The 23,240-nt window shown below is 72.9% G+C and carries 18 protein-coding genes; 9 read left to right on the top strand and 9 right to left on the bottom strand.

Features of this window, described 5'->3' with window-relative positions; translation table 11 throughout:
- The first annotated feature begins 3 nt into the window (after positions 1 to 3).
- From ACFZBT_RS30545 to ACFZBT_RS30530, 4 genes are read left to right on the top strand one after another with little or no spacing between them, the layout of a single operon-like run.
- Complete coding sequence (locus ACFZBT_RS30545; protein WP_391110226.1) at positions 4 to 1,146, top strand: SRPBCC family protein; 1,143 nt, start codon at positions 4 to 6, stop codon at positions 1,144 to 1,146.
- Positions 1,127 to 2,593, top strand: coding sequence for an aldehyde dehydrogenase family protein (locus tag ACFZBT_RS30540; RefSeq protein ID WP_391110224.1), 1,467 nt, complete (start codon positions 1,127 to 1,129; stop codon positions 2,591 to 2,593). The genes ACFZBT_RS30545 and ACFZBT_RS30540 overlap by 20 nt, the downstream gene beginning before the upstream one ends.
- A 38-nt stretch (positions 2,594 to 2,631) precedes the next feature.
- Positions 2,632 to 4,194, top strand: coding sequence for an amino acid permease (locus ACFZBT_RS30535; RefSeq protein ID WP_391110221.1), 1,563 nt, complete (start codon positions 2,632 to 2,634; stop codon positions 4,192 to 4,194).
- A gap of 10 nt (positions 4,195 to 4,204) precedes the next feature.
- On the top strand, positions 4,205 to 5,755 hold the full coding sequence (locus tag ACFZBT_RS30530) for a GMC family oxidoreductase N-terminal domain-containing protein (protein ID WP_391110218.1): 1,551 nt from the start codon (positions 4,205 to 4,207) through the stop codon (positions 5,753 to 5,755).
- A gap of 3 nt (positions 5,756 to 5,758) precedes the next feature.
- Here the strand turns inward: ACFZBT_RS30530 and ACFZBT_RS30525 are convergent, their stop codons facing one another.
- The 5 genes from ACFZBT_RS30525 to ACFZBT_RS30505 all read right to left on the bottom strand — a co-directional run bounded on the left by ACFZBT_RS30525 (position 5,759) and on the right by ACFZBT_RS30505 (position 13,722).
- A complete protein-coding gene (locus ACFZBT_RS30525; protein ID WP_391110215.1) occupies positions 5,759 to 10,387 on the bottom strand; it encodes a hypothetical protein in 4,629 nt (1,542 codons plus the stop codon).
- A 33-nt stretch (positions 10,388 to 10,420) separates the two neighbouring features.
- Positions 10,421 to 11,299: a hypothetical protein gene (locus tag ACFZBT_RS30520; RefSeq protein WP_391110212.1), complete on the bottom strand. Its 879-nt coding sequence runs from the start codon at positions 11,297 to 11,299 to the stop codon at positions 10,421 to 10,423.
- Positions 11,296 to 11,424: a hypothetical protein gene (locus tag ACFZBT_RS30515; protein WP_391110209.1), complete on the bottom strand. Its 129-nt coding sequence runs from the start codon at positions 11,422 to 11,424 to the stop codon at positions 11,296 to 11,298. Before ACFZBT_RS30515 ends, ACFZBT_RS30520 begins: the two co-directional genes overlap by 4 nt.
- Positions 11,421 to 12,947, bottom strand: coding sequence for a hypothetical protein (locus tag ACFZBT_RS30510; RefSeq protein ID WP_391110207.1), 1,527 nt, complete (start codon positions 12,945 to 12,947; stop codon positions 11,421 to 11,423). The genes ACFZBT_RS30515 and ACFZBT_RS30510 overlap by 4 nt, the downstream gene beginning before the upstream one ends.
- A 79-nt stretch (positions 12,948 to 13,026) precedes the next feature.
- Positions 13,027 to 13,722, bottom strand: a complete 696-nt coding sequence (locus tag ACFZBT_RS30505) for a GntR family transcriptional regulator (protein WP_391110204.1) — start codon at positions 13,720 to 13,722, stop codon at positions 13,027 to 13,029.
- A gap of 126 nt (positions 13,723 to 13,848) precedes the next feature.
- Between ACFZBT_RS30505 and ACFZBT_RS30500 the strand changes: the two genes are divergently transcribed.
- From ACFZBT_RS30500 to ACFZBT_RS30480, 5 genes are read left to right on the top strand one after another with little or no spacing between them, the layout of a single operon-like run.
- Positions 13,849 to 15,150, top strand: a complete 1,302-nt coding sequence (locus tag ACFZBT_RS30500) for an MFS transporter (RefSeq protein WP_391110201.1) — start codon at positions 13,849 to 13,851, stop codon at positions 15,148 to 15,150.
- Complete coding sequence (locus ACFZBT_RS30495; protein ID WP_391110198.1) at positions 15,147 to 15,983, top strand: putative hydro-lyase; 837 nt, start codon at positions 15,147 to 15,149, stop codon at positions 15,981 to 15,983. The genes ACFZBT_RS30500 and ACFZBT_RS30495 overlap by 4 nt, the downstream gene beginning before the upstream one ends.
- A 15-nt stretch (positions 15,984 to 15,998) precedes the next feature.
- Positions 15,999 to 16,757: a 5-oxoprolinase subunit PxpA gene (locus tag ACFZBT_RS30490; protein ID WP_391110195.1), complete on the top strand. Its 759-nt coding sequence runs from the start codon at positions 15,999 to 16,001 to the stop codon at positions 16,755 to 16,757.
- A complete protein-coding gene (locus ACFZBT_RS30485; protein WP_391110192.1) occupies positions 16,754 to 17,371 on the top strand; it encodes a carboxyltransferase domain-containing protein in 618 nt (205 codons plus the stop codon). Before ACFZBT_RS30490 ends, ACFZBT_RS30485 begins: the two co-directional genes overlap by 4 nt.
- Positions 17,368 to 18,237 (top strand): 5-oxoprolinase/urea amidolyase family protein, encoded by an 870-nt coding sequence (locus tag ACFZBT_RS30480; RefSeq protein ID WP_391110190.1) that lies wholly within the window; start codon positions 17,368 to 17,370, stop codon positions 18,235 to 18,237. Before ACFZBT_RS30485 ends, ACFZBT_RS30480 begins: the two co-directional genes overlap by 4 nt.
- A gap of 27 nt (positions 18,238 to 18,264) precedes the next feature.
- Here ACFZBT_RS30480 and ACFZBT_RS30475 read toward each other — a convergent pair whose 3' ends face one another.
- From ACFZBT_RS30475 to ACFZBT_RS30460, 4 genes are all read right to left on the bottom strand, one after another.
- Positions 18,265 to 19,149, bottom strand: coding sequence for a GDSL-type esterase/lipase family protein (locus ACFZBT_RS30475; protein WP_391110187.1), 885 nt, complete (start codon positions 19,147 to 19,149; stop codon positions 18,265 to 18,267).
- Positions 19,146 to 20,324, bottom strand: a complete 1,179-nt coding sequence (locus ACFZBT_RS30470) for a glycosyltransferase (RefSeq protein WP_391110184.1) — start codon at positions 20,322 to 20,324, stop codon at positions 19,146 to 19,148. Before ACFZBT_RS30470 ends, ACFZBT_RS30475 begins: the two co-directional genes overlap by 4 nt.
- Complete coding sequence (locus ACFZBT_RS30465) at positions 20,321 to 21,448, bottom strand: glycosyltransferase (protein ID WP_391110181.1); 1,128 nt, start codon at positions 21,446 to 21,448, stop codon at positions 20,321 to 20,323. Before ACFZBT_RS30465 ends, ACFZBT_RS30470 begins: the two co-directional genes overlap by 4 nt.
- 187 nt (positions 21,449 to 21,635) lie before the next feature.
- Positions 21,636 to 23,054, bottom strand: a complete 1,419-nt coding sequence (locus ACFZBT_RS30460; protein ID WP_391110178.1) for a HEAT repeat domain-containing protein — start codon at positions 23,052 to 23,054, stop codon at positions 21,636 to 21,638.
- Positions 23,055 to 23,240 lie beyond the last annotated feature (186 nt).

The raw sequence follows: 23,240 nt of genomic DNA, 5'->3' as shown, positions 1-23,240 counted from the left end.
CTCGTGACGACGACCCCGATCACCCCGAGCCTGATCGCCACCCTCCCCGGGCGCTACTACACCGACCCGGACGTCTTCCGGCAGGAGCAGGAACACGTCTTCGAGTCGATGTGGTTCTGCGCCGTCCGCAGCTCCGACCTGGACCGGCCCGGCGCCTTCCGCACCGTCCAGGTCGGTCGCGAGAACGTCATCATCACCCGTACCCGGAAAGGCGAGCTGCGCGCCTTCCTCAACGTCTGCCGCCACCGCGGGGCGCGCCTGTGCCTGGAGGAGTCGGGCGAGAACCGCCGCACTCTCCAGTGCCCGTACCACGCCTGGACGTACGACCTCGACGGCAAATTGATCGCCGCACCCAACTTGATCAAGATGCCGGACGTCGATCGTGTCGCGTACGGGTTGATCAATGTCGCTCTGCGTGAGTGGCTCGGCTATGCCTGGGTGTGCCTGGCGGACGAACCTCCCTCCTTCGAGGAGACGGTCGTGCGGGCGGCCGTCGAGCGGCTCGGTGACGTCGCGGCGATCGAGCACTACGGCACGGAGAACCTCGCGCTCGGAAAACGCATCACCTATGACGTGAAGGCGAACTGGAAGCTGATCGTCGAGAACTTCATGGAGTGCTACCACTGCGCGACGATCCACCCCGAACTGACGGAGGTGCTCCCGGAGTTCGCCGACGGGTACGCCGCCCAGTACTACGTGGGCCACGGCGCCGAGTTCGGTGACGAGGTCAAGGGCTTCACCGTCGACGGCAGCGAGGGCTTCGGCCGGCTTCCGGCCGTGGGCGCCGGCCAGGACCGCCGCTACTACGCCATCACGATCAAGCCGGCGGTCTTCGTGAACCTGGTCCCGGACCACGTCATCCTGCACCGTATGTTCCCGCTCGCCGAGGACCGCACGGTCGTCGAGTGCGACTGGCTGTACGCGCCCGACGTGGTGGAGTCAGGGGCGGACGTGTCGAGGTCGGTGGAGCTCTTCCATCGGGTGAACCTCCAAGATTTCGAGGCCTGCGAACGAACGCAGCCGGCGATGGCTTCCCGGGCGTACCGAAAAGGGGGTGTACTCGTGCCCAACGAGCACCACATCGGGATCTTCCACGAGTGGCTCGTCGAACGGCTGGGAGGCGCGCATGCCGGACCTGTTCATTGACGGTGAGTGGCGGGGCGCCCTCGACGAGCGCACCCGTGAGATCCGCTGCCCGGCCGACGGTTCCCTTGTCGGGGTCGTGGACGAGGCGGGTGGCAAGGACACGGTGGAGGCGATCGCCGCGGCCCGCCGGGCCTTCGACGAGGGGCCCTGGCCGCGGACCCCGGCGCACGAACGCGGTGACCTGCTGCTGCGCGTCGCGGCCCTGATCGTCCGGGACAAGGCGGACCTCGCCCGCGCGGAGTCGCTGGACACGGGCAAGCGGCTCATGGAGAGCGAGTACGACATCGACGACGTCGCGAATTGCTTCCGCTACTTCGGGCGGCTGGTGGCGAGCGAGTCCGGCCGGGTCGTCGACACGGGCCGGGCGGACGTCGACAGCCGGGTGGTGCACGAGCCGGTCGGCGTGTGCGGGCTGATCACGCCCTGGAACTATCCGCTGCTGCAGACGGCCTGGAAAGTCGCCCCGGCTCTCGCGGCCGGAAACACCTTCGTGCTCAAGCCGAGCGAGCTGACTCCGCACACCGCGATCCACCTGGTGCGGCTGCTGGCGGAGGCCGGGCTTCCGCCGGGCGCAGGCAATCTGGTCCTCGGCGCGGGCCCGGAGGCGGGCGCCCCGCTGGGCGACCATCCGGACGTGGACCTCGTCTCCTTCACCGGCGGCCTGGAGACCGGACGCCGGCTGATGGCCGCCGCCGCTCCGACGGTGAAGAAGGTGGCCCTCGAACTCGGCGGCAAGAACCCCAACATCGTCTTCGCCGACGCCGGCTTCGAGGCCGCCGTCGACATGGCGCTGACGGCCGTGTTCCTGCACTCGGGGCAGGTGTGCTCGGCCGGGACGCGGCTGCTGGTCGAGGACCGTCTGCACGACCGCTTCGTCGACGAGATCGTACGGCGGGCGCGGGACATCAGGCTGGGCGGGCCGTTCGACGAGCGGGCCCGGACCGGTCCGCTGATCTCGGCCGCGCATCGCGCCAAGGTCGAGGCCTATGTGGCCAAGGGCCTGGCGGAGGGCGCGGTGCTGCGCTGCGGCGGCTCGCGCCCGGACCGGCAGGACCTCGTCGGCGGCTTCTACTACCCGCCCACCGTGCTGGACGAGTGCGCCGCGGGCATGTCCGTGGTCCAGGAGGAGTCCTTCGGCCCCGTCCTCACCGTCGAACGGTTCACGAGCGAGGAGGAGGCCGTACGCCTCGCCAACGACACGATCTACGGTCTCGCGGGCGCCGTGTGGACGAGCGACGAGGCCCGGGCCGCGCGGGTCGCGGACCGGCTGCGCCTGGGAACGGTCTGGATCAACGACTTCCACCCCTACGTTCCGCAGGCGGAATGGGGCGGTTTCAAGCAGTCCGGCTTCGGACGCGAACTCGGGCCCGCGGGGCTCGCGGAGTATCGCGAGACGAAGCACATCTGGCGCAACACCCGTCCCACCCCCCAGGGTTGGTTCGACTGATCGAATCCGCCCCGAGGAACACCATTGAGGAACCGCCCATGAGACCGACCGCGCAGTCCACCGACGCTCCCGGCCAGGACGATGCCGAACTCACCGAGTTCGGCTACAGACCCGAGCTCAAACGCACCCTCGGCAACTTCCACACCTTCGCCGCCGGGATCAGCTACATATCGATCCTGACCGGCACCTTCCAGCTCTTCTACTTCGGCTACGGCAGCGGCGGCCCCGCCTACTGGTGGTCGTGGCCGATGGTCTTCGCCGGCCAGTTCATGGTCGCGCTGTGCTTCGCGGAGCTCGCCGCCCGCTATCCCGTCGCGGGTTCCGTCTACAACTGGTCGAAGAAGATAGGCAATCCGCATCTGGGCTGGCTGGCCGGCTGGATGATGCTGATCGCCTCGATCGTGTCCATCGCGGCCGTGGCGCTGGCCTACCAGTTGACGCTGCCGCAGATCTCGTCGTTCTTCCAGTTCGTGGGGGACGGCACCGGTACGTACGACGTGGCGACCAACGCGGTCATCCTGGCCGCGGTGTTGATCCTGTTCACCACCCTGGTGAACGCCTTCGGCGTCAAGTTGATGGCGAGGATCAACACGGCGGGCGTGTTCATCGAGTTGATCGCCACTGTCGTATTGATCGTCCTGTTCGCCGTCCACATCACGCGCGGCCCGCAGGTCGTCATGGAGACGCACGGCACCGGCGCGGGGTACGGGAACGGCTACCTGGGTGCCTTCCTGGTGGCCTCGCTGGCCTCCGCGTACGTCATGTACGGCTTCGACACCGCGGCCTCGCTCGGCGAGGAGTCCCTGGACCCGACCAGGAACGCCCCGCGCGCGATCATCCGGGCGATCGTGGCGTCCTTCGTGCTCGGCGGCCTGATCCTGCTGCTCGCGCTGATGAGCGTGTCCAGCCTGAAGGGCGAGAAGCTGTCCACGGACGGTCTGCAGTACATCGTCCTGGACGTGCTCGGCCCGACGGCCGGCAAGGCGATGCTGTGGTGCGTGCTGATCGCGGTGACGGTGTGCGCCCTGGCGGTCCACACGGCGGCCGTCCGGCTGGCCTTCGCGATGGCCCGCGACAACAACCTGCCCGCGTCGGCGAAGCTGGCCAAGTGCCACCCGCGGTTCCAGACGCCGGTCCTGCCGACCGTGATCATCGGGATCCTGGCGCTGGCGATCCTGGTGGTCAACATCCGCCAGCCGCAGATCTTCACCGTCGTCACCAGCATCGGCATCATCATGATCTACCTCGCCTACCTGGGTGTCACGGTGCCGCTGCTGGTCGCCCGGCTGCGCGGAAAGTGGCAGCCCGCGAGCGAGGGCCGTTTCTCCCTGGGCCGCTGGGGTCTGCCGGTCAACATCCTGGCCGTGCTGTGGGGCGGAGCCATGACGCTCAACCTCATCTGGCCGCGGGCGGCGGTCTACAACGCCGCGGCTCCCTATCACTGGTACCTGCGCTGGGGCGCGGTGCTGTTCGTCGCCGTCATCGCGGGCGGCGGCTTCGCGTACTACTGGTTCGTCCAGCGGCACCGGACCGGTGTGCTCGCCGAGCACCGCTCGGACACCACGGCCTCGGCTCCCCTCACCGCCCCGGCGGCCGACTGAAGGAGGACCCATGAGGACGCATGAGTTCGACTACGTCGTGGTCGGTGGCGGCACCGCGGGCAACGTGGTGGCTGCCCGGCTGTCCGGGGACCCCTCCGTCACGGTGTGCGTGCTGGAGGCCGGCCCGAGCGACGTCGGCGACGACGACGTCCTGCGGCTGGAGCGCTGGATGGGGCTGCTGGAGTCCGGCTACGACTGGGACTATCCGGTCGAACCGCAGGCCAGCGGCAACAGCTTCATGCGGCACGCCCGGGCGAAGGTGCTCGGCGGCTGCTCCTCCCACAACTCCTGCATCGCCTTCTGGGCACCCGCCGAGGACCTCGACGACTGGGCGGCCGCGGGCTGTACCGGCTGGAGCGCGGCCGACCTGTTCCCGCTGTACCGGCGCCTGGAGAACAACGACGCGCCCGGCGACCACCACGGCCGCACCGGCCCGGTGAAGCTGCGCACGCTGAAGAGCGACGACCCGTGCGGCACCGCCCTGCTGGAGGCATGCGCGCAGGAGGGCATCCCCACGGTCGCCTTCAACACGGGCCGGACGGTCGTCCGGGGCGCCAGTTGGTTCCAGATCAACTCCGACGAGAACAACATCCGCCAGTCGTCCTCGGTCGCCTATCTGCACCCGGTTCTCGGCAAGCGGCCCAATCTGGAGGTACGCACGGGAGTACGCGCCAAGAAGCTGGTGCTCGACGGGAGGCGCTGCGTGGGCGCCGAGTACCTCGACCCGGACCTGATCCACACCAGGACCGTACGGGCCCGGCGCGAGGTGATCGTGTCGTGCGGGGCGATCGACTCGCCGAAGCTGCTGATGCTGTCGGGCATCGGACCGGCCGGGCACCTGCGCGACACCGGAATCGAGGTCGTCGTGGACGCCCCCGGCGTCGGCGAGAACCTCCAGGACCACCCCGAGGGCGTGATCATGTGGGAGGCCCGGCAGCCGATGACCACCACGTCCAGCCAGTGGTGGGAGGCGGGCATCTTCTACGACACCGAGCCGGGGCTCGACCGGCCGGACCTGATGTTCCACTACGGGTCCGTGCCGTTCGACATGAACACCGCCCGGCACGGCTACCCCACCTCCGAGAACGCCTTCTGCCTCACGCCCAATGTGACGCGGGCGAAGTCGCGCGGGACGGTTCGGCTGCGGACCCGGGACCACCGGGACAAGCCGAGGGTGGATCCTCGGTACTTCACCCACGAGCACGACGCGCGGGTGATGACCTACGGGCTGAGGCTGGCCCGGCGGATCGCCGGGCAGCCCGCGCTGAGCGGCTGGGCGGGGGCCGAGCTTGCGCCCGGGCCTGATGTGCGGACGGATGACGAACTGCTCGACTACATCCATAAGACGCACAACACGGTCTATCACCCGTCCTGCACGGTGAAGATGGGTGCGGACGACGACCCTTCGGCTCCCTTGGACGCGCGGTTGCGGGTCAAGGGTGTCGAGGGGTTGCGGGTGGCTGACGGGTCGGTGATGCCGGATCTCGTCACCGTCAACCCCTGCATCACGACCATGATGATCGGCGAGAAGTGTGCGGATCTGCTGCGGGAGGACGCCTGAGTCTCAAGACACCGGGCGTTTGTACATCCTGGTGGCGGTGATCTCGCTGTGCGCCGCCTCCCCCGCCCCGGCCTGCTGCGGCAGGCCCGGGCGGAGGTGTTCCTCGACGCTGATGTACTTCAGGCCGGCCCTGAGGTCGGCGTCGTTGCGCATGCGGATGACGAGGGGGAACTCGGCCAGGGCGGTGGTGTCGAACAGGCCCGTGGTGTACAGGAGCTGGACACCGAGGGCGTCCGACACCGCCCGCTGGAGTTCCAGCAGGTAGGTGGCGTTGGCGCGGCCGATGGGGTTGTCCAGGAACAGGGTGCCGGCGTGCCGGTGCTTGTCGCGGCCCCGGTCGTTCGAACGCAGCGATGCCATCGTGCAGTACAGGGCGATGGCGGCGGTGAGGAGCTGACCGCCGGAGAACACGTCGCCCATCTGCCCGACGGGGACGCGCTCGGCGCGCAGCACCGCGTCGGGCTTGAGGATCTCGACGGCGACGCCCTTCGGCTGCAGGGCCGCGGCGACGCCCCGCAGCAGCAAGGACATGCCGTCACGCCGAAGGTCGGAGTTCTTCTTGACGGCCGCGCGGGTCGCCTCGTCGATGACCTCGCCCAGCCTCTCGGTGAGCGTGGCCTGGTCGGGCTCCTCGAAGCGGATGCGGAGGAACTCCTGTCCCGACCACTCGCCGAGGCCCTCCGGGAGGCGGGAGAGCCGCTGGGCAGAGCGCAGGGTGGCCAGGGCCGACTCGACCAGGCCGCGGAGCCGGTCCACGATCGAGTCGCGGTTGCGTTCCAGCTGTTCGAGTTCGTCCGTCAGGACGCGGAGCCGGGGCGCGAAGGCGTCCGCCCACTTCTGGGCGTGCTCGGGCAGCGCGGAGGCGGGCAGTTCGCGGATCTGCTGCCGTGCCGGGGTGCGGACCTGCTCGTAGCGCGTGGAGTTGGCGTGCCGGACGAGGATGTCGCTGGCCTCGCGGACGGCGGCCTCGGCGGCGGACAGGTCGGCGGCACAGCCGCGCAGGGAGCGGCGGGCCTCGGCGGCCGAGTGCCGGGCCTCCTCCGGGGTGCCGGGGTAGGGCTCGGGCTCTTCGTGCTCCTCGTCGGTGGTGTGCTCGCGCAGCAGGTCGCGGAGCATGGCGGCGATCTCGTCGAAGCCGCCCGCGGCGTCCTCGGCGGCGCGGTGGGCGTCGAGGAGTTCGGCGTGCGCCTCCCGTGCCTGGGTGAGCGCCTCGGTGTGGGAGGCGAGTTCGGCCGTGGCGGTGCGCAGCAGGGTCTGCGCGTGCTCGGCGTCGCGGGGCTGTGAGTCCTCGGGGAGCTCGGTGTGGGCCTCGCCGTCCTCCGGCGCGTGCCGTTCGGCCTCGCCGCGCAGCCGCCCGAGCTGCTCGCTCGCGTTCGACATACGGGTCTCCAGGAGCTGCACCAGCTCCTCGGCCCGGGCCGCGGCGGCCTGGCGACTGGGGCCGTCGGAGCCGTCGGGGGATTCGAGGAGCTGCTCCGCGCGCGTGCGGACCTTGTTGCTCAGCCGGTCCAGCTCCGCGCGGGCCGCGCTCTCGTCGCTCTCCGCGCGGGCCTGCTCGGCCCGCAGGTCGGCGCCCACGCCGACCTTCTCGTACACCTGGGACGCGGCCCGGTAAGCCTCGCGCAGGGCGGGCAGGGATGCCTTCGGGGTCTGGGTCTCGTCCTCGGGTACGTCGTCGGGGGCGCCCGCGATCTCGGAGCGCTCGGCGCGCAGCGCGCGGGCGGTACGGCGCGCGTCGTCGGCGGCGCGCTGGGCACCACGGCGGTCCTCGTCGGCGGCGCGGGCGCGCTCCAGGCAGGTCTGGGCGCCCGCCTCGGCCTCGGTCGCCTCGTCGGCCAGTTCGCGGAGCCTGACCTGCCAGCCGGCCCGCTCGCGCAGCCGGAAGGCGAGCCCGGCGAGGGCGTCGGCGGAGCGGCGGGCCTTCTGGGCGGCCTCCTGCCGCTCGTCCCGGACCCGGGCGGCCTCGGCCGCGGTCTCGTCCGCCTCGGCCCGGACCGTGCGCGCTTCGGCCAGTTCCGCTTCCGACTCCTCGGCGAACTCGCGGGTGTCGTGGGCGGCCCGGGCCAGTTCGGCGAGCCGGCCGTCGGGGCAGCCGGTGCGCCAGGAGGCGAGCCGGGCAGCCAGCTCACGGTCCTTGCCGAGGCGGGCGGCGAGCGCGCGGATCTCCTCGTCACGCTCGGTCGCCCGGGCGCGCAGCGTCTGCCGTTCCTCGTCGGCGGCGTGCTCGTCGTGCATGGCGGGGTTCGGCGGGACGAGGAACACGTCGCCGCTGTCGGTGTCCGGGGCGGGGGTCGGGGCGAGCAGAGCGGCCGCCGTGCCCACGGCCACGGCGGAGCGAGGCAGCAGTGCCGCGTCGCCCAGCGCCTCCCGGGCGCGTGCGTGGGAGTCGGGGTCGGTGATGATCACGCCGTCGACGAGTTCGGGCCGGGCGGCCAGCACACGCGCGTGGTCGGCCGGGTCGACGGCCTGGGCGAGATAGCGCCAGCCGGGCAGCGCGGGGATGCCGTGCTCGCCGAGGTACTCGACCGTGGCGAGCACGTCCGGGCCGGGCGGCAGCAACCCGCCGTCTCCGAGCGCCCCGAGGATGCGGGAGTCGTCGGCGGCGGCCGTACGCAGGTCGAACAGCTGGCGTTCGGCGGAGCCGACGGCGTCGTCGAGCAGGTCGCGCAGGTCGTCGGCGAAGCGGTCGAGCTGCTCGGGGCTGAGCCCCTGTTCGCCGGACGCGGTCGGGAGGGCCGGCTCGCTGTCCGAGCCGTGGCGGGGCTGCGGGATGCCCGGCCGGGTCTCGGAAGTGAGGCTCAGCAGCTCCGCCAGCCGCTCCTCCCCCGCCAGCGCCTCGGCGGTGCGGCGCTCGGCCTCGTACGACCGCTCCGCCGCCGTGGCCGCGTCCGCCGCACGGGCCGCGGTGAGTTCCGCGCGGGACTCGGTGGCGGCCGCCTCGCGCGCGTGCTCCGTGGCCCGGCGGGACGCCTCGCGGGCCGCGTCCCAGGCCGCCACGGCGGTCTTCTCGGCGTCGCTGGCGGCGAGGGCCGCGCGGGCCGGGTCGGCGTCGGGCGCGCTGTCGTCGAGCCAGCCGGCCCGGACGGCCTCGGCGGTCTCCTGCTCGACCTCGGCGAGGCGCTGCTTGAGGTGCCCGACCTCGCTGCGGGCGCGCTGCGCCTCGGTGGCGGCGGCGGTGGAGTCGCGGTACGCCGAGTCGCTGACCTCCTGGAGGGCGGCGGAGCGCTCCTCCTCCTCGTTGGCGAGGTTCTCGGCGTTCCCCGCGGCCGCGTGCAGGGCCCGTACCAGGTCGACGGCGGCCTTGGAACGGGCGGCCAGCGCGGGGGCGGCGTCGCGTTCCGCCTCCTGGATCGCGGCGGACACCCGGGCGACGCGGTCGGCGGCGGCGCGGTGGCGCAACGCGGCCTCGGCGGCCTGCCACGCGGAGTGCAGCGTGCGGGCGTCGGCGAGCTCGCGCTTCTGCGCGGCGGCGGACTTCTCGGCCGCGGCAAGGGCCAGCGAGGCGTGCCGGTAGGCGAGTTCGGCGGAGATCAGGGCGCTGCGCTCGCGGGCCGCCTCGGCGTGCGTGACCGCGTACGCGGCGGCCGTGACCCGCTGCGCCAGGTCGGCGGCCCGGGTCCGCTCCTGAACCCCTCGGGCAGACAGCTTGCGGGCCAGGTTCCGTGTGCGCCGCTCAGCTCCGGCGTGGATGTCCCGCGCGCGGGTGCGGGCCTCGGCGGCCTCGACGATCCGCCCGAGCAGGTCGACCGACCCTGCGGTGAAGTCCCGTTCGGCGATCAGTTCGGCGCGCCGGCCGAGCTTGTTGCCGAAGCCGCCGACCAGGTCGGCGAGGCCGTCGGTGTCACGGGTGTCGGTGACGGCGCGCAGCAGCAGATCGGTGAAGTCGGCGTCCTTCTTGACCGCGAAGAGGCCGGCGGCCTCGCCCTCGTCGGCGTTCATCTCCCGCTGGTAGCGGAAGAGTTCCGGGTCGAGGCCGAGATCGCCCAGGTGCTCGATCCAGCGGTCGTGGATGTCCTCCCAGTGCACCTCCAGGTGCGGGTAGGTCTTGCCCGCCTCCGTGAGGGCGTCGCGGAAGCCCTTCATCGTGCGACGCCGGCCGCGTGCGCCGGACTGGCCCTCGGCCGGGGCCCGTACGGCGGTGGACTCGGCGACGGGCAGGTTGTCGAGGCTCAGTCCGGGTCCGGGGCGGAAGGAGTACCAGGCCTCGGCGAACTTCCGCGGGTCGTTGGAGACCTGCCGTCCGCGCCACTCGCTGACCTTGCCGACGACGACGCACTCGCCGGTCAGCACGTGCTGCCATTCCAGCGCGACGTGTCCGCAGTCGTCGGCGAGCAGGAACTTGCGCAATACACCGGAGCTGGCGCCGCCCAGCGTGTTCCGGTGGCCCGGCAGCATCACGGAGAAGATCAGCTTGAGCAGCACCGACTTGCCGCCGCCGTTCTCCAGGAAGAGCACCCCCGCGGGCGCGGGCCGGCGTGGCGGGCCGACGGGCTCCTCCTCGAAGAACTCCGCCTGCGTGGGCGCGGGGTCGGGCACGGCCTCGCCCACACCGCGCAGGTCAAGCACGGTGTCGGCGTAGCGCGCACCGGCGGGCCCGATGGAGTAGAGGCGGACCCGGGACAGCTCGTACATGGCGGACTCTCGTAAGCCTTCGTGAAGTGGGGGTCAGGAGGAGTGGAACGGCAGCCCGGCGTCGGCCACCAGCTCCAGGTCGTCGCTCTCCTCGGCGGGCAGCAGCGTCGGTGTGCCGTCGGTGACGGGGACGACGCCCAGCTCCAGCAGCTCGGCCATCGCCGCGCTGCCGGCCATGTCGCGTACCTGGAGCTGGTAGCGGGCGGTTGTGCGGAACGTGCCGCCGTTGTCGTCGCCGGTGCGCTGGAGGAAGCCGGATTCGGTGAGGAAGGCGACGGCCTTGGCGATGATGCCGGTGGTCGAACCGGCGAGCCGGCGCGCGTCCTTGGTGGCACCGGTCGCACTGCGCCGCACCCAGATCCGCCAGGCGGCCTCCAGGCCCGGCATGTCGGTGGCCGGGTCGGTGTTCTCGCCCTGCTCGGCGGCGCGTTCCTCCAGTCGGCGGCAGGCCTGGCGCACGAAGGCGTCGACGCCGTTGACCGTGACCCGGCCGATGTAGCCGTCGTCGGCGAGGTCCTCGGGACGAGGGAAAGCCATGGCGGCGACGGCGAGATGGGCGAGTCCGTGCAGGAACCGGTCGCCGCCGTCGGCCGACGTACGACGCGCGTAGTCACCCATGCGCACGGCGAACACCGAGTCCTCGGCGGCGGTCACGGCCATGCCGGCGCGCGGGGACACCTCCAGCACGATGAGGCCCAGACCGGTGGCCACGGCGTCGGCGAGCCGCGCGAACGGCGGGTCCTCGCGGTAGCGCCGCAGCAGGTCCGCGTACTCCTGGTCGCGGGCGGGCTGCAGCTTGGGCTGCAGTCCGAAGGACACGAGCCGAGCCGCGTCGGCGGCGTCGGCGGGGGTGACGGCGGTGGCCGTCGGGGCCGGTCCCTCCGGCTCACTCCACTCGACGTGCTCGCTCACGGTCGGGGCTCCTTGTTGCTCTTGTTCCTGCGGTACTCACTGTTGTTCTTGATCCTGCGGTACTCACTGTTGTTCTTGATCCTGCGGTACTCACTGTTGTTCTTGATCCTGCGGTACTCACTCATGCCGCTTCGGTCCGATCCGCCGCCATCCCCGCCGCGTCCAGCAGCGCCGTCCCGACGATCAGATCCGCCCCGCCGAACTCCGGATCGTCGAGTTCGGTCCCGTCGTCCACGGCGAACAGCAACTTCTGCTCCCCCTGCCGATAAGCCGTCCCGACCGGCGGACTGGCCGCGTGCACGGCCAGCAGGGCGACCAGATACGGCAGTTCGGGATCCTGCCGACGGGCCTCGGCGAGCAGCCCGGACAGCCGGCGCGGGGCGTCGGCCGGCAGGTCGAGCAGCTCCTGCGCGGCCGCCATCTGCTCCTCGCTGAACCGGCTGTCGTCGGGCGTGGCGATGACATCCGGCTCGGGCATCTCCGCGCCCAGATGCTCCCGCTCCACCGGCGGCGTCAGCAGTATGTCGACGAGGTCCCCGACCCGGACGGACACGGGCGTGCGCAGCCCGGTGCCGCGGGCGAAGAAGGCGTCAGTGACGCGGACGGCCTTCTCGAGCGACAGCGGCAGGACGGGGGCGACGAGATGGCCGTAGAGGTCGATGCCCGACGTGGTCATCGGGGTGGCGAAGGCCTGCCGGTCCTGCTCGGCGCGGAACAGCGGTCCGGCCTCGAGCAGCCGGGACTGGAGCTGCGTGTGCCGGCGGATGCAGTCCTTGACGATGTCGACGAGCTCGGCGGCCCGGCGCTTGTGCTCGGGGTCCTCGGACTCGTCCCGGGCCTTGCGGATGTTGGTCAGGATCGCGTTCTCGTGGCGGTAGCGGTCGGCGACGTGCTCCAGGGCCTCGGCGATCATGTCGGGCACGGTGGTCAGCCAGTCCACCGCGCGCACATTGCGCCGGGTCGCGTCGAGGGCCCTGCGCAGGGTCTCCGAGTACTGCACGGTGCGGTAGCGGGCCTGTTCGGCCGCGAGCTGGGCGTCGGCGAGCCGGCCGCGGCTGATCAGCACCTCCAGCTTGACCTCGGCGGCGATCTGCGCGCTGGTGACATCGGTGTCGAGGGCGCCGACGAGAACGTTGACCGCCTCGTCCGTCGTACGGAGATAGACCGTGCCGCCAGGGCCCGGGACCTCCTCGATCAGCTTGAAGTCGTAGTCACGGCGCACATAGGTGCCGTCCGCTCCGAAGGTGCCGTAGACCGCGCGGAAGCCGCGGTCGACGCTGCCGACGTTGATCAGGTTCTCCAGGACCCAGCGGGCCACCCGCTCGTGCTCGGCGGCGGGCCGCCGTGACGCCTGCGCGGCGATGCGCGGGATGAGGCGGGCGACGATCTGGTCGTGGTCCGCGCCCGTGTCGAAGTCCATGTTCAGGGTGACGAGGTCGATGGCCGAGAGGGCGACCTCCGCCATGCCGTACACCGAGTACTCACCCGCGAGGTTGGCCTTGCGCGCGTCCAGGTCGTGCAGCGGCGCGGTGCAGGCGAGCGCGCGCAGGCGCCGCGCCAGGCCCTCGTCGGCGGCCGGCCCCGGCGCGGGGCGCGGCCCCGCGCTGAGCTGGGGCGGAACGCTGTCCGTCGATGCAGGCGAAGTCACGGTGCACAGACTAGGTCCTGGGTCTGACAACCACCCAAACGACGCGGGTACGCCCCTCGGCAGGCCTTCGGCGGCCCCCTCAGCCGTCTTCGCCGACCCTCCGCCGGTACACCTCGACGACCCGCTCCAGCGAGTCGTCGAGATAGCCGGCGAGCAGACGCTCGGCCTTGCCGCGCTCCCCGCCCTGAAGAGCCTCAAGAATCGCGACATTTCGTGCGATGTACGGCTCATGGAGCCGCTGCGGCTCGTCCACCACGTGGAACGCCAGGCGCAGTTCGGCGAAGACGCTGCGCATCAACTCGTCGGTGCGCTCGCTCGCGGCGAGGGCGACCAACTCCCGGTGGAAGTGGATGTTGGCCGTACCCACCCCCTTCCAGTCACCCTCCCTGGCCGCCCCCCGCCCCTCGGCGACGGCACCGGCGAGCCCGTCGAGGCCGTAGGGCGGCTCGCCGAGGCCGCGGACGACGGCGCACTCGACGAGCCGGCGGGTGCGGTAGATGTCCTCGACGTCCTCTACGGTCAGGACCCGGACGAAGACGCCCCGGTTCAGCTCGTGGACGAGCAGGCGTTCGTGGGTGAGCAGGCGGAATGCCTCGCGCAGCGTGTTGCGGGAGACGCCGAGCGCGCCGCCGATGCTGTCCTCCGACAGGCGCGTGCCGGGCGGGAAGTAGCCCTCGGCGATCCGGCTCCTGAGGATGTCCGAGACCCGTTCGGCGGTGCTGGTGCGCCCCAGGAGAACCCGGTCGTCGGCGAGGTCCTTCAGCTGCTCTGCCATGCCGGAATTCAATCGCAGATCGCAAGAAGAACCAACAGGGGTATTGAGGGATCGTTGAACAATCCCCTACGGTGCTACGCACGGCTCGGCCCGAAGCACTCTCCTTCCCCTCTCTGCGAGGTGCCCATGAGCACGCCCCCTCCACCGCAGGCCCTGACCGACGAGACACGCCCCGACGCGGCCGAACGCACCGCCGACGACGGGGCGTTCGGCTGGCTGCACGCCCTCGGACCGCGCGGCCGCCGCGCGTTCGGCGGTGCGTTCGGCGGCTACGCCCTCGACTCGTACGACTACTTCACGCTGCCGCTGAGCATGGTCGCGCTGTCGGCCTACTTCGGCCTGAACAGCGGCCAGACCGGTCTCTTCACCACGGTCACGCTGGTGGTCTCCGCGATCGGCGGCGCCCTCGCGGGCGTCCTCGCGGACCGGATCGGCCGGGTGAAGGCGCTGATGATCACGGTGATCACGTACGCGGTCTTCACCGTCGCCTGCGGCTTCGCGCCCAACTACGAGACGCTGCTGGTCTTCCGTGCCTTCCAGGGCCTCGGCTTCGGCGGCGAGTGGGCGGTCGGCGCGATCCTCGTCGCCGAGTACGCGAGCGCCAAGCACCGGGGCCGCACGCTCGGCGCGATCCAGAGCTCCTGGGCCGTGGGCTGGGGCCTCGCCGTGATCGCCTACACGCTGGTCTTCTCGGTGGCCGGCGACGACCTGGCCTGGCGCATCATGTTCTGGACCGGGGCGCTGCCCGCGCTGCTCGTCATCTGGCTGCGGCGCAGTGTGCAGGACGCGCCCGAGGCCGCCGCCGCCCGTGAACAGAGCGCGGAGAAGGGCTCCTTCAAAGCGATCTTCAAGCCGGGTCTGCTGCGTGTCACGCTCTTCTCCGTGCTGCTCTCGACCGGTGTCCAGGGCGGCTACTACACGCTGGCCACCTGGGTGCCGACGTATCTGAAGTCCGAGCGCCAGCTGTCCGTCGTCGGCACCGGCGGCTATCTGACGTTCCTGATATCGGGCGCCTTCATCGGTTACCTCACCGGCGGCTACCTCACCGACAAGCTGGGCCGCAGGCGCAACATCTGGCTCTTCGCCCTGCTGTCGGCGATCTGCATCCTGGCGTACGCGAACATCCCGAGCGGCGCCAACACCCTGCTCCTGGTGCTCGGTTTCCCGCTCGGGTTCTGCATGTCGGCGATCTTCAGCGGATTCGGCTCCTACCTGAGCGAGCTGTACCCGACGGCGGTACGCGGCACGGGGCAGGGCTTCACGTACAACACCGGGCGCGCGGTGGGCGCCGTCTTCCCGACGATGGTCGGCTTCCTGGCCGACAGCTGGGGCGTGGGCGGCGCGCTGGTCTTCGGGGCGATCGGCTACGGCCTCGCGGCGCTCGCCCTGCTCGGGCTGCCGGAGACGCGCGGGAAGGAGCTCACGTGAACCGCACGCCGACCACCGGGACCGAGGACCGCCCCGTGGTGCTCGTCGACGAGCACGCGCACGCGTGGAGCCCGAAAGCGGCCCGCGCCCGCTTCCGGGAGGGCCTGACGGGACCCACGGCCGGGGTCGCGGCCGGACACACCCAGGTCAACCTCGTCTCGGTGCCCGCCGACTGGGCCTACGACATGCTGCTGTTCTGCCAGCGCAACCCCAAGCCCTGCCCGGTCCTCGACGTGACGGACGCCGGATCCTGGACGACCGTGCTCGCCCACGGCGCGGATCTGCGCACCGACCTGCCGCGCTACCGGGTGTGGCGGGACGGCGAGCTGGTGGACGAGCCGACGGATGTGCGCGCCCACTGGCGGGACGACCTGGTGTCGTTCCTGATCGGCTGCAGCTTCACCTTCGAGTGGGCGCTGAGCGAGGCGGGCGTCCCGATCCGCCATGTCGAGCAGGGCCGCAACGTCCCGATGTACGTGACGAGTCGGCAGTGCCGTCCGGCCGGGCGGCTGCACGGACCTCTCGTGGTGTCCATGCGGCCGGTGCCGCCGCCGCACCTGGCCGCGGCGATCCGGGAGAGCAGTCTGCTGCCCGCGGTGCACGGCAGCCCCGTGCACTGCGGCGACCCGTCGGGGCTCGGCATCGGCGACCTCGGCCGCCCCGACTTCGGCGACCCGGTGGACACCGAACCGGACGACATCCCGGTGTTCTGGGCCTGCGGGGTGACCCCGCAGGCGGCAGTGATGGCCTCACGCCCGCCGTTCGCCCTCACGCACGCCCCGGGGCAGATGTTCCTCACCGACGCCCGCGACGAGCAGTACCGCGTGGCCTGACAGGAGATGCGACACGTGACCTCGATCGACCTGAACGCCGACCTCGGCGAGGGCTTCGGCCGCTGGCGGCTCACCGACGACGAACAGCTGCTGTCCGTCGTCACCAGCGCCAACGTGGCGTGCGGCTTCCACGCCGGGGACGCCGCCACCATGCGCCGGGTGTGCGAGCTGGCGGCCGAGCGCGGGGTGCGGATCGGCGCCCAGGTCTCCTACCGGGACCTGGCCGGGTTCGGGCGGCGCGCGATGGACGTGCCGCCCGCCGAGCTGGCGGCCGAAGTGGCCTACCAGATCGGCGCCCTGGAAGTCTTCGCCCGCGCCGCGGGCTCCCGCGTGGCCTACGTCAAACCGCACGGCGCGCTCTACAACCGGGTCGTGCACGACGAGGAACAGGCCGCCGCGGTCGTCGACGGAGTGCTGCTCGCGGATGCGGCGCTGCCCGTGCTGGGCCTGCCCGGCTCGCGACTGCTCGACCTCGCCGACAAGGCCGGACTGCCGGTCGTCACTGAGGCGTTCGCGGACCGGGCGTACACCGACGCGGGCACTCTGGTGCCGCGTACGCGGAACGGCGCCGTGGTCACCGACCCGGAGGCCGTCGTGGAGCGGTCCCTGGACCTGGCCCGCTCCGGCGAGGTCTCCTCCCACTCGGGGACCCGCATCGAGGTACGCGCGCGTTCCCTGTGCCTGCACGGCGACACGCCCGGCGCGGTGGAGCTGGCGCGCCGGGTGCGGGAACGGCTGGAGTCGTCGGGGATCCGGGTGGAGGCCTTCGCATGAAGGTCCGGCCCGTCGGCGAGGACGCGCTGCTCGTCGAGGTCGCCTCGGGCGACGAGGCTCAGGCCCTGCACGCGGAGCTGCTGCGACGCCGCGCGGAGGGCTCGCTGTCGGCCCGTGAGATCGTCCCGGCGGCCCGCACGGTCCTCCTCGACGGCCTGGACTTCCCCGCCCGGCTGGCCGCCGAACTGACCGCCGCCGAACTGCCGCCCGCTCCCCCACGCGCGCGTGAGGTGGTCGAGATCCCCCTGAGGTACGACGGCCCGGACCTGGCGGATGTCGCCGCGCACTGGGGCGTGCCGGAGCGGGAGGTCGCCCGCGTCCACGCGGAGACGGAGTTCCGGGTCGCCTTCTGCGGCTTCGCGCCCGGCTTCGGCTATCTCACCGGGCTGCCGTCGCGCTACGACGTCCCGCGCCGGGCCACCCCGCGCACGGCCGTCCCCGCCGGGTCGGTGGCGCTGGCGGGCCCGTACACGGGCGTGTACCCACGCTCGTCGCCGGGCGGCTGGCAGCTGATCGGCACGACGGACACCGTCCTGTGGGACCACGCGCGGGTGCCGGCCGCGCTGCTGTCGCCGGGCACGCGCGTGCGGTTCGTCCCGGAGGCGGCGCCATGACGGATCGCGCCCTGGCCGTCGTACGGGCCGGTGCCCTGACCACCGTGCAGGATCTCGGCCGCCCCGGGCACGCCCATCTCGGCGTCCCCCGCTCCGGTGCCCTGGACGGGCCGGCCGCGGACCTCGTCAACCGGCTGGTCGGCAATCCGCCCGGGGCGGCCGTGCTGGAGACGACGCTCAACGGCTGTGCCGTGCGCCCCCGTTCGACGGTCACGGTCGCGGTGGCGGGCGCGCACTGCCGGGTCATGGTGGACGGCCGGCCGGTCCCCTGGGGTGCGCCGGTGCGGGTGCCCGCCGGGGCGCTGCTGGACGTCGGTCCGGCCGTGTCGGGCGTACGCGCGTACGTGGGTCTCTCGGGGGGCATCGCCGTCGAGCCCGTGCTCGGCAGCCGTTCGACGGACCTGCTGTCGGGGCTCGGCCCGGCCCCGCTCACGGACGGCACGGTGCTGCCGCTGGGCCGGCCGACCGGTGTGCACGCGCGCGTGGACGTCGCCCCGCAGCCGGCGCCGCCGGCCGAACTGGTCCTGCGGGTGACGCTCGGCCCGCGCGACGACTGGTTCACACCGGAGGCCGTACGCGCTTTCCTCGCACGCGCCTACCGGGTGTCCGCCGCCGGCAACCGCATCGGGCTGCGCACGGAGGGCCCCGCCCTGGAGCGGGCCCGGCACGGTGAACTCCCCAGCGAGGGCATGGTGCTGGGCGCGGTCCAGGTGCCGCCCGACGGCAGGCCGGTGGTGTTCCTGGCCGACCATCCGACCACCGGGGGCTACCCGGTGATCGCGGTGGTCCGGGCCGCCGACCTGCCGGCCGCCGCGCAGGCGGTCCCGGGTACTCCGGTGCGCTTCGTGGCCGTACGGCGGCGCTGACCCCTTCGGAGCAGGCCGCCGACCGGGTCAGGCCGCATCCGCCTGCTCCGCCACCGACAGTGCGGCCAGCGCCGCCGACACGGCCGCGGAGGCCCTCAGGTCGAGCCGGGCACTGGTCCCCCGGGCGCGGTGCCGCAACTCGTCGGCGGCCAGGGTCAGGAGCTGGGGCAGCAGGTCGGTGCAGCGGCGGGCCACCCAGCCGGTGCCGGCCGTGGCCAGCCACCGCAGGCTCGCCGACCTCGTCGGGACGGGGAAGTCGGGCTCGGGCGAGGGCGCGGGCCCCGTCGCGAGGCCGTGCTCCGCGAGCAGCGTGTGGAAGCGCAGGGCCAGTTGCCGGTGTCCCCGTTCGCCGGGGTGCAGCCGGTCCGCGCTCCACATGGCGCGGTCGGTGGTCCAGTCGCCCTCGCACGCGTGCAGATGCAGGGCGTCGTACCGGTCGGACAGGGCGTGGACGACCGCGTTCACGGCCCGTTGCCGCCGGGCCAGTGGGTGGGCCAGCGCTCCCGGCAGCCCGAGCATCGTGCCCGGGTCGGGCAGACACGCGGTGAGCAGGACCGCGCCCCGCTCGGTGCAGGCCTGGTACACCCGGTCGAGCCGGGCCGCCACGGCCTGGATGTCGAAGGTGCAGCGCAGGGTGTCGTTGACGCCGACGACGACGGACACCAGCTCGGGCCGCAGCTCCAGCGCGGCGGGCAGCTGCCGCTCCAGCACGTCCCGGGTCTGCGCCCCGCTCACCGCGAGGTTGGTGAACCGGGCGGGCCCTTCGGCGAGCCCGTCGGCGAGCAGCGCGGCCCAGCCGCGCCACCCTCCGGCGACGGGATCGCCCACGCCCTCGGTCAGTGAGTCGCCGAGGGCCACGAAACGCGGGACTTCCACGAACCTCGGGGAGCCCGCGGCACCCGGGGGTCTCATGCCACGCCTCCGGGCACGTACGGGCGCACGGGGACGGCCGCGTCGTGCGCGGCGAGGAAGGCGTCGACCGCCGCGTTCCAGCCGAAGCACTCCGCACGCGCGCGTGCGGCCTCGCGCCGGTCCGCCTCCAGGCCTTCCAGCAGCAGGTCCACGGCGTCCGCGAAGGCCTCCCCGTGGTCCGCGGCGACGGCCCCGGCGGAGCCGATCACCTCGGACAGCGCGGACGACGCGCTCGCCACCACGGGCGTGCCGCACGCCATGGCCTCCAGCGCCGCTAGCCCGAAGGTCTCGGCGGGCCCCGGCGCCAGGGCGACATCGGCGGACGCCTGGAGCGCGCCGAGCAGCCCGCGGTCGGTGACGTGCCCGAGGAAGGTGACCGGCAAGGCGCTCTCGCGTGCCCGCTGTTCGAGCCGCGCCCGCAGCGGACCGTCGCCGGCCACGACCAGCACCGCCCGTCGCCCGCGCCGCCGCAGCGTCTCCAGGGCGTCCAGCGCCGTGCCGGGCCGCTTCTCCACGGACAGCCGGGAGCACATCACGAGCAGCGTCTCGTCCTCGCGCGTGTGCCGCGCCCGCAGCTCCGGATCGCGCAGCGCCGGGTGCCGCTGCACCAGGTCGACGCCGAGCGGGGCCCGGACGACGTTGCGTGCCCCGATCCGCACGAACTCCCGCTCGGCGAACTCGGTGGTGCACACCACGCGCGCGTACGTGTGGGCCGTACGGACGTTGAGGGCGTCGGCGGCACGCCGGGCGGCGCCCTCGGACAGGCCCCAGGTGCGCAGCACGCCGTCGGCGGTCTCGTGGGAGACCATCACGGCCGGGACCCGGGCGCGCCGCGCCCACTTGCCGGTCCACCTGAGGGTCGTACGGTCGGACACCTCGAGACGGTCCGGCGCGAGTTCCTCCAGCAGCCGGGCCACCCGCCGCTTGTCGGCGAGGACGCGGTAGCCGCCGGTGCCGGGCAGCAGCGGCCCGGGGAGGGTGATCACCCTCCCCTGCTCGGTCTCGCGATCGCTCGTGCGCTCGCCGGGGACGACGAGGACGGGCTCGTGCCCCGCCGCCTTGAAGCCCTTGCCGAGTTCGCGCAGGGCGGTGCGCAGGCCGCCGGACGCGGGCGCGACGAAGTTGGCGAGCCGGACGATCCGCAGCGACTGGCCGGTCCCGTTCCCCGCGCTCATGCCGCCACCACCGTCCTGCGCCCGGCGAGCACGTTCGCGTAGTGCCCGATCAGCTGGTCGCCGACGGCCGCCCAGGTGCGGCCATCGACCGTGGCGCGCCCGGCGGCGCCGTAGGCGGCCCGCAGCCCGGGGGCGTCGGCCAGGGCCCGCACCGCGTCCCGTACGGCGGTCGCGTCGCGCGGCGGCACGAGCAGCCCGGTGTGCCCGTGCGCGACCAGGTCCAGCGGCCCGCCCGCGGCGGGCGCCACGACCGGCAGACCACTGGCCATGGCCTCCTGCACGGTCTGGCAGAAGGTCTCGAAGGGGCCGGTGTGCGCGAAGACGTCGAACGAGGCGAAGACCCGGGCGAGATCGTCACCGGTGCGGCGGCCGAGGAAGACCGCGCCGGGGAGCGCCTGCTCCAGGTTGGGCCTGCTGGGGCCGTCGCCGACGATCACGACCCGGACGCCTTCCAGGCCGCAGACGTCGGCGAGGAGTTCGACCTGCTTCTCGGGGGCGAGCCGGCCGACGTAGCCGACGATCAGCTCCCCGTTGGGGGCCAGCTCGCGTCGTAGGGCCTCGTCGCGGCGGTCCGGCCGGAAGCGTTCGGTGTCGACGCCACGCGGCCACAGCTTGACCCTGGGCACACCGTGTGTTTCCAGGTCCTTCAGGGCAGCGCTGGACGGGGCGAGGGTGAGGTCGGCGGCGCCGTGGACGGAGCGGATGCGCCGCCAGGCGGCCGCCTCTCCGGCGCCCATGTACGTACGGGCGTATCCGGCCAGGTCGGTCTGGTAGACGGCGACGGCGGGGACGCCGAGGCGGGCGGCGGCGGCCATGCCGCGCACGCCGAGGACGAAGGGGCTGGCGAGGTGGACGACATCGGCCCGGTGCTCGATGAGGGTGGCGGCCAGGCGGCGGCTGGGGAGGGCGACGCGGACCTGGGGGTAGCCGGGCAGCGGGAGGGAGGGGACGTGGACGACGCGGCACGACGCGGAGGCGTCGGGCTTGTTCCCGGGCGCCGGGGCCGGGGCCACGACGACGGGGGTGTGACCGCGATCGACGAGGTGCCGGGCGGTCTGGAGCGCGCAGTGGGCCACGCCGTTCACGTCGGGGGGAAAGGATTCGGTCACGATGACGACACGCATACCGGTGTTGTCGCCGGGCCGGACGTGGCCGCGTCAACGTGGATCTTTCCGGACGAGGAACGTCCTATGAGCGTTCTGAGGTGCACCCGCGCAGGTCAGGCCGCGGCCATGCGCTCCTGACCCGCGAGTCACCCCGCGTTCACCCGGGCGGCCTGAATCCGCCCTGGCGTCCTGGAACGGAGGGGGGTCACACGGCGGTCTCCTCGGGACCGATCCGGCTGCGTACGGCCGTCTGGACCTCGGCTTCCTCGGCGGGGTCGGCGGCGAGCCGGCGCAGGCGCTCCACGACCCGGGTGTCGCCGGTCTCGGCGTGCCGGGCGGCGATCTCGCGGGTGGTCTCCTCGCAGTCCCACAGGCATTCGACGGCGAAGCCGGTGGCGAAGGAGGGGTCGGTGGCAGCGAGGGCCCGGGCGGCCCGGCCGCGCAGATGGGAGGAGGCGGTCTCGCGGTAGACGTGGCGGAGCACGGGTGCGGCGCAGGCGATGCCGAGCCGTCCGGTGCCGTCGACCAGGGTCCACAGGGTCGGCGCGTCGGGGCCTTCGCCGCGCACCGCCTCCCGTAGCGCCGCGAGAACCAGGTCCCGGTCGTGCACCCCGCCCAGGCAGGCGAGGACGCGTCCGGCGGCGGCACCCAGCTCGTCGGGCCGGTGCGCCCAGCCGCGGGCACGGTCCACGGCCGTGAGACTGCGCATCCGTTCGAAGGCGTCGACGGCGGCCTCCACGACGACCGTCGAGCCGGTGGCCACGGCGCCCTCGATCAGGTCGAGGGCGTCGGAATCGTTGCCCTCGGCGAGATAGCGCAGGGCGGTGCACCGGGCTCCGTCGCCGCCGTCCTTCGCGGCCTGGACGATCTCGGCACGATCCTCGGGCCCCGCCACGGCGGTGAGGCAGCGGGCGGCCGGGACATGGAGTGCGGCTCCCCGGTCGAGGCCCTGCTGGGCCCATTCGAAGACGGCCTGCACACTCCAGCCCGGGCGCGGACCCGTCGGCCGCATCTGCCGCTGCCAGCGGTCGAAACTGCCGGTCTCATGGGCGGCACGCACGCGTGTGGCGATGGATTCGCGCGGATCCTCGGCCCACAGCCGCCATGGCCGGGGCTCGAAGGCGTCGCGGACGGTGGCGGCCAGCTCGGCCTCGCCCTCCGGATCGGCCGGGAACCGGGCGAGGACGGGCGCGGCGAGGGCCCGCAGGCCCGCGTCGTCGTCCCTGAGGGCGAGTTCGTCGAGGGCCCAGGCCCAGTTGGAGCCGTGGGCGGCGTACCTGCGCAGCAGTTCGAGCGCGTCCCGCCTGCCGTAGGAGGCGAGGTGCCCGAGGACGGCGAGAGCGAGTCCGGTGCGGGACTCCTCGGTGTCGAGGACGTCCTCGGCGTCGAAGAGATGGGCCTCGATCGCGTCCAGCTCGCCGTTCAGGTCGAGGTAGAGGCGGGCGTAGTAGAGGGAGCGGTTCTCCACCTGCCAGTCGTGGCGGGGATCGCGCAGCACACAGTGGTTCAACGCCGCGAGCGCCTCGGGGCGCGGGGCGGTGAGCGCGTGCAGCGTGCCGTCGCCGCGGCCCCGCTGGAGCAGGCCGAGCAGCGTACCGCTGGGCGCTATGACCGGATCGAACATGGGAAACAGCCTCACATCAAGCGTCGACGCAACCGGGGACGTGTACTACCTGGCCGCGCGACAACACGTCGGAGTGCCCGCCGTTTCCTGCTTGCTGTAGACCATCTTCCACTGCCTCTCGTCGGTGGCCCCTGCGGACCGCGTCACGGCCCGCGCGGTGCGGCAACACCTGCCCAACCATCACGT

This window comes from Streptomyces sp. NPDC008137 (assembly GCF_042957035.1).
In the GTDB taxonomy this organism is placed as follows: domain Bacteria; phylum Actinomycetota; class Actinomycetes; order Streptomycetales; family Streptomycetaceae; genus Streptomyces.
This window is presented reverse-complemented; position numbering and strand designations above follow the sequence as displayed.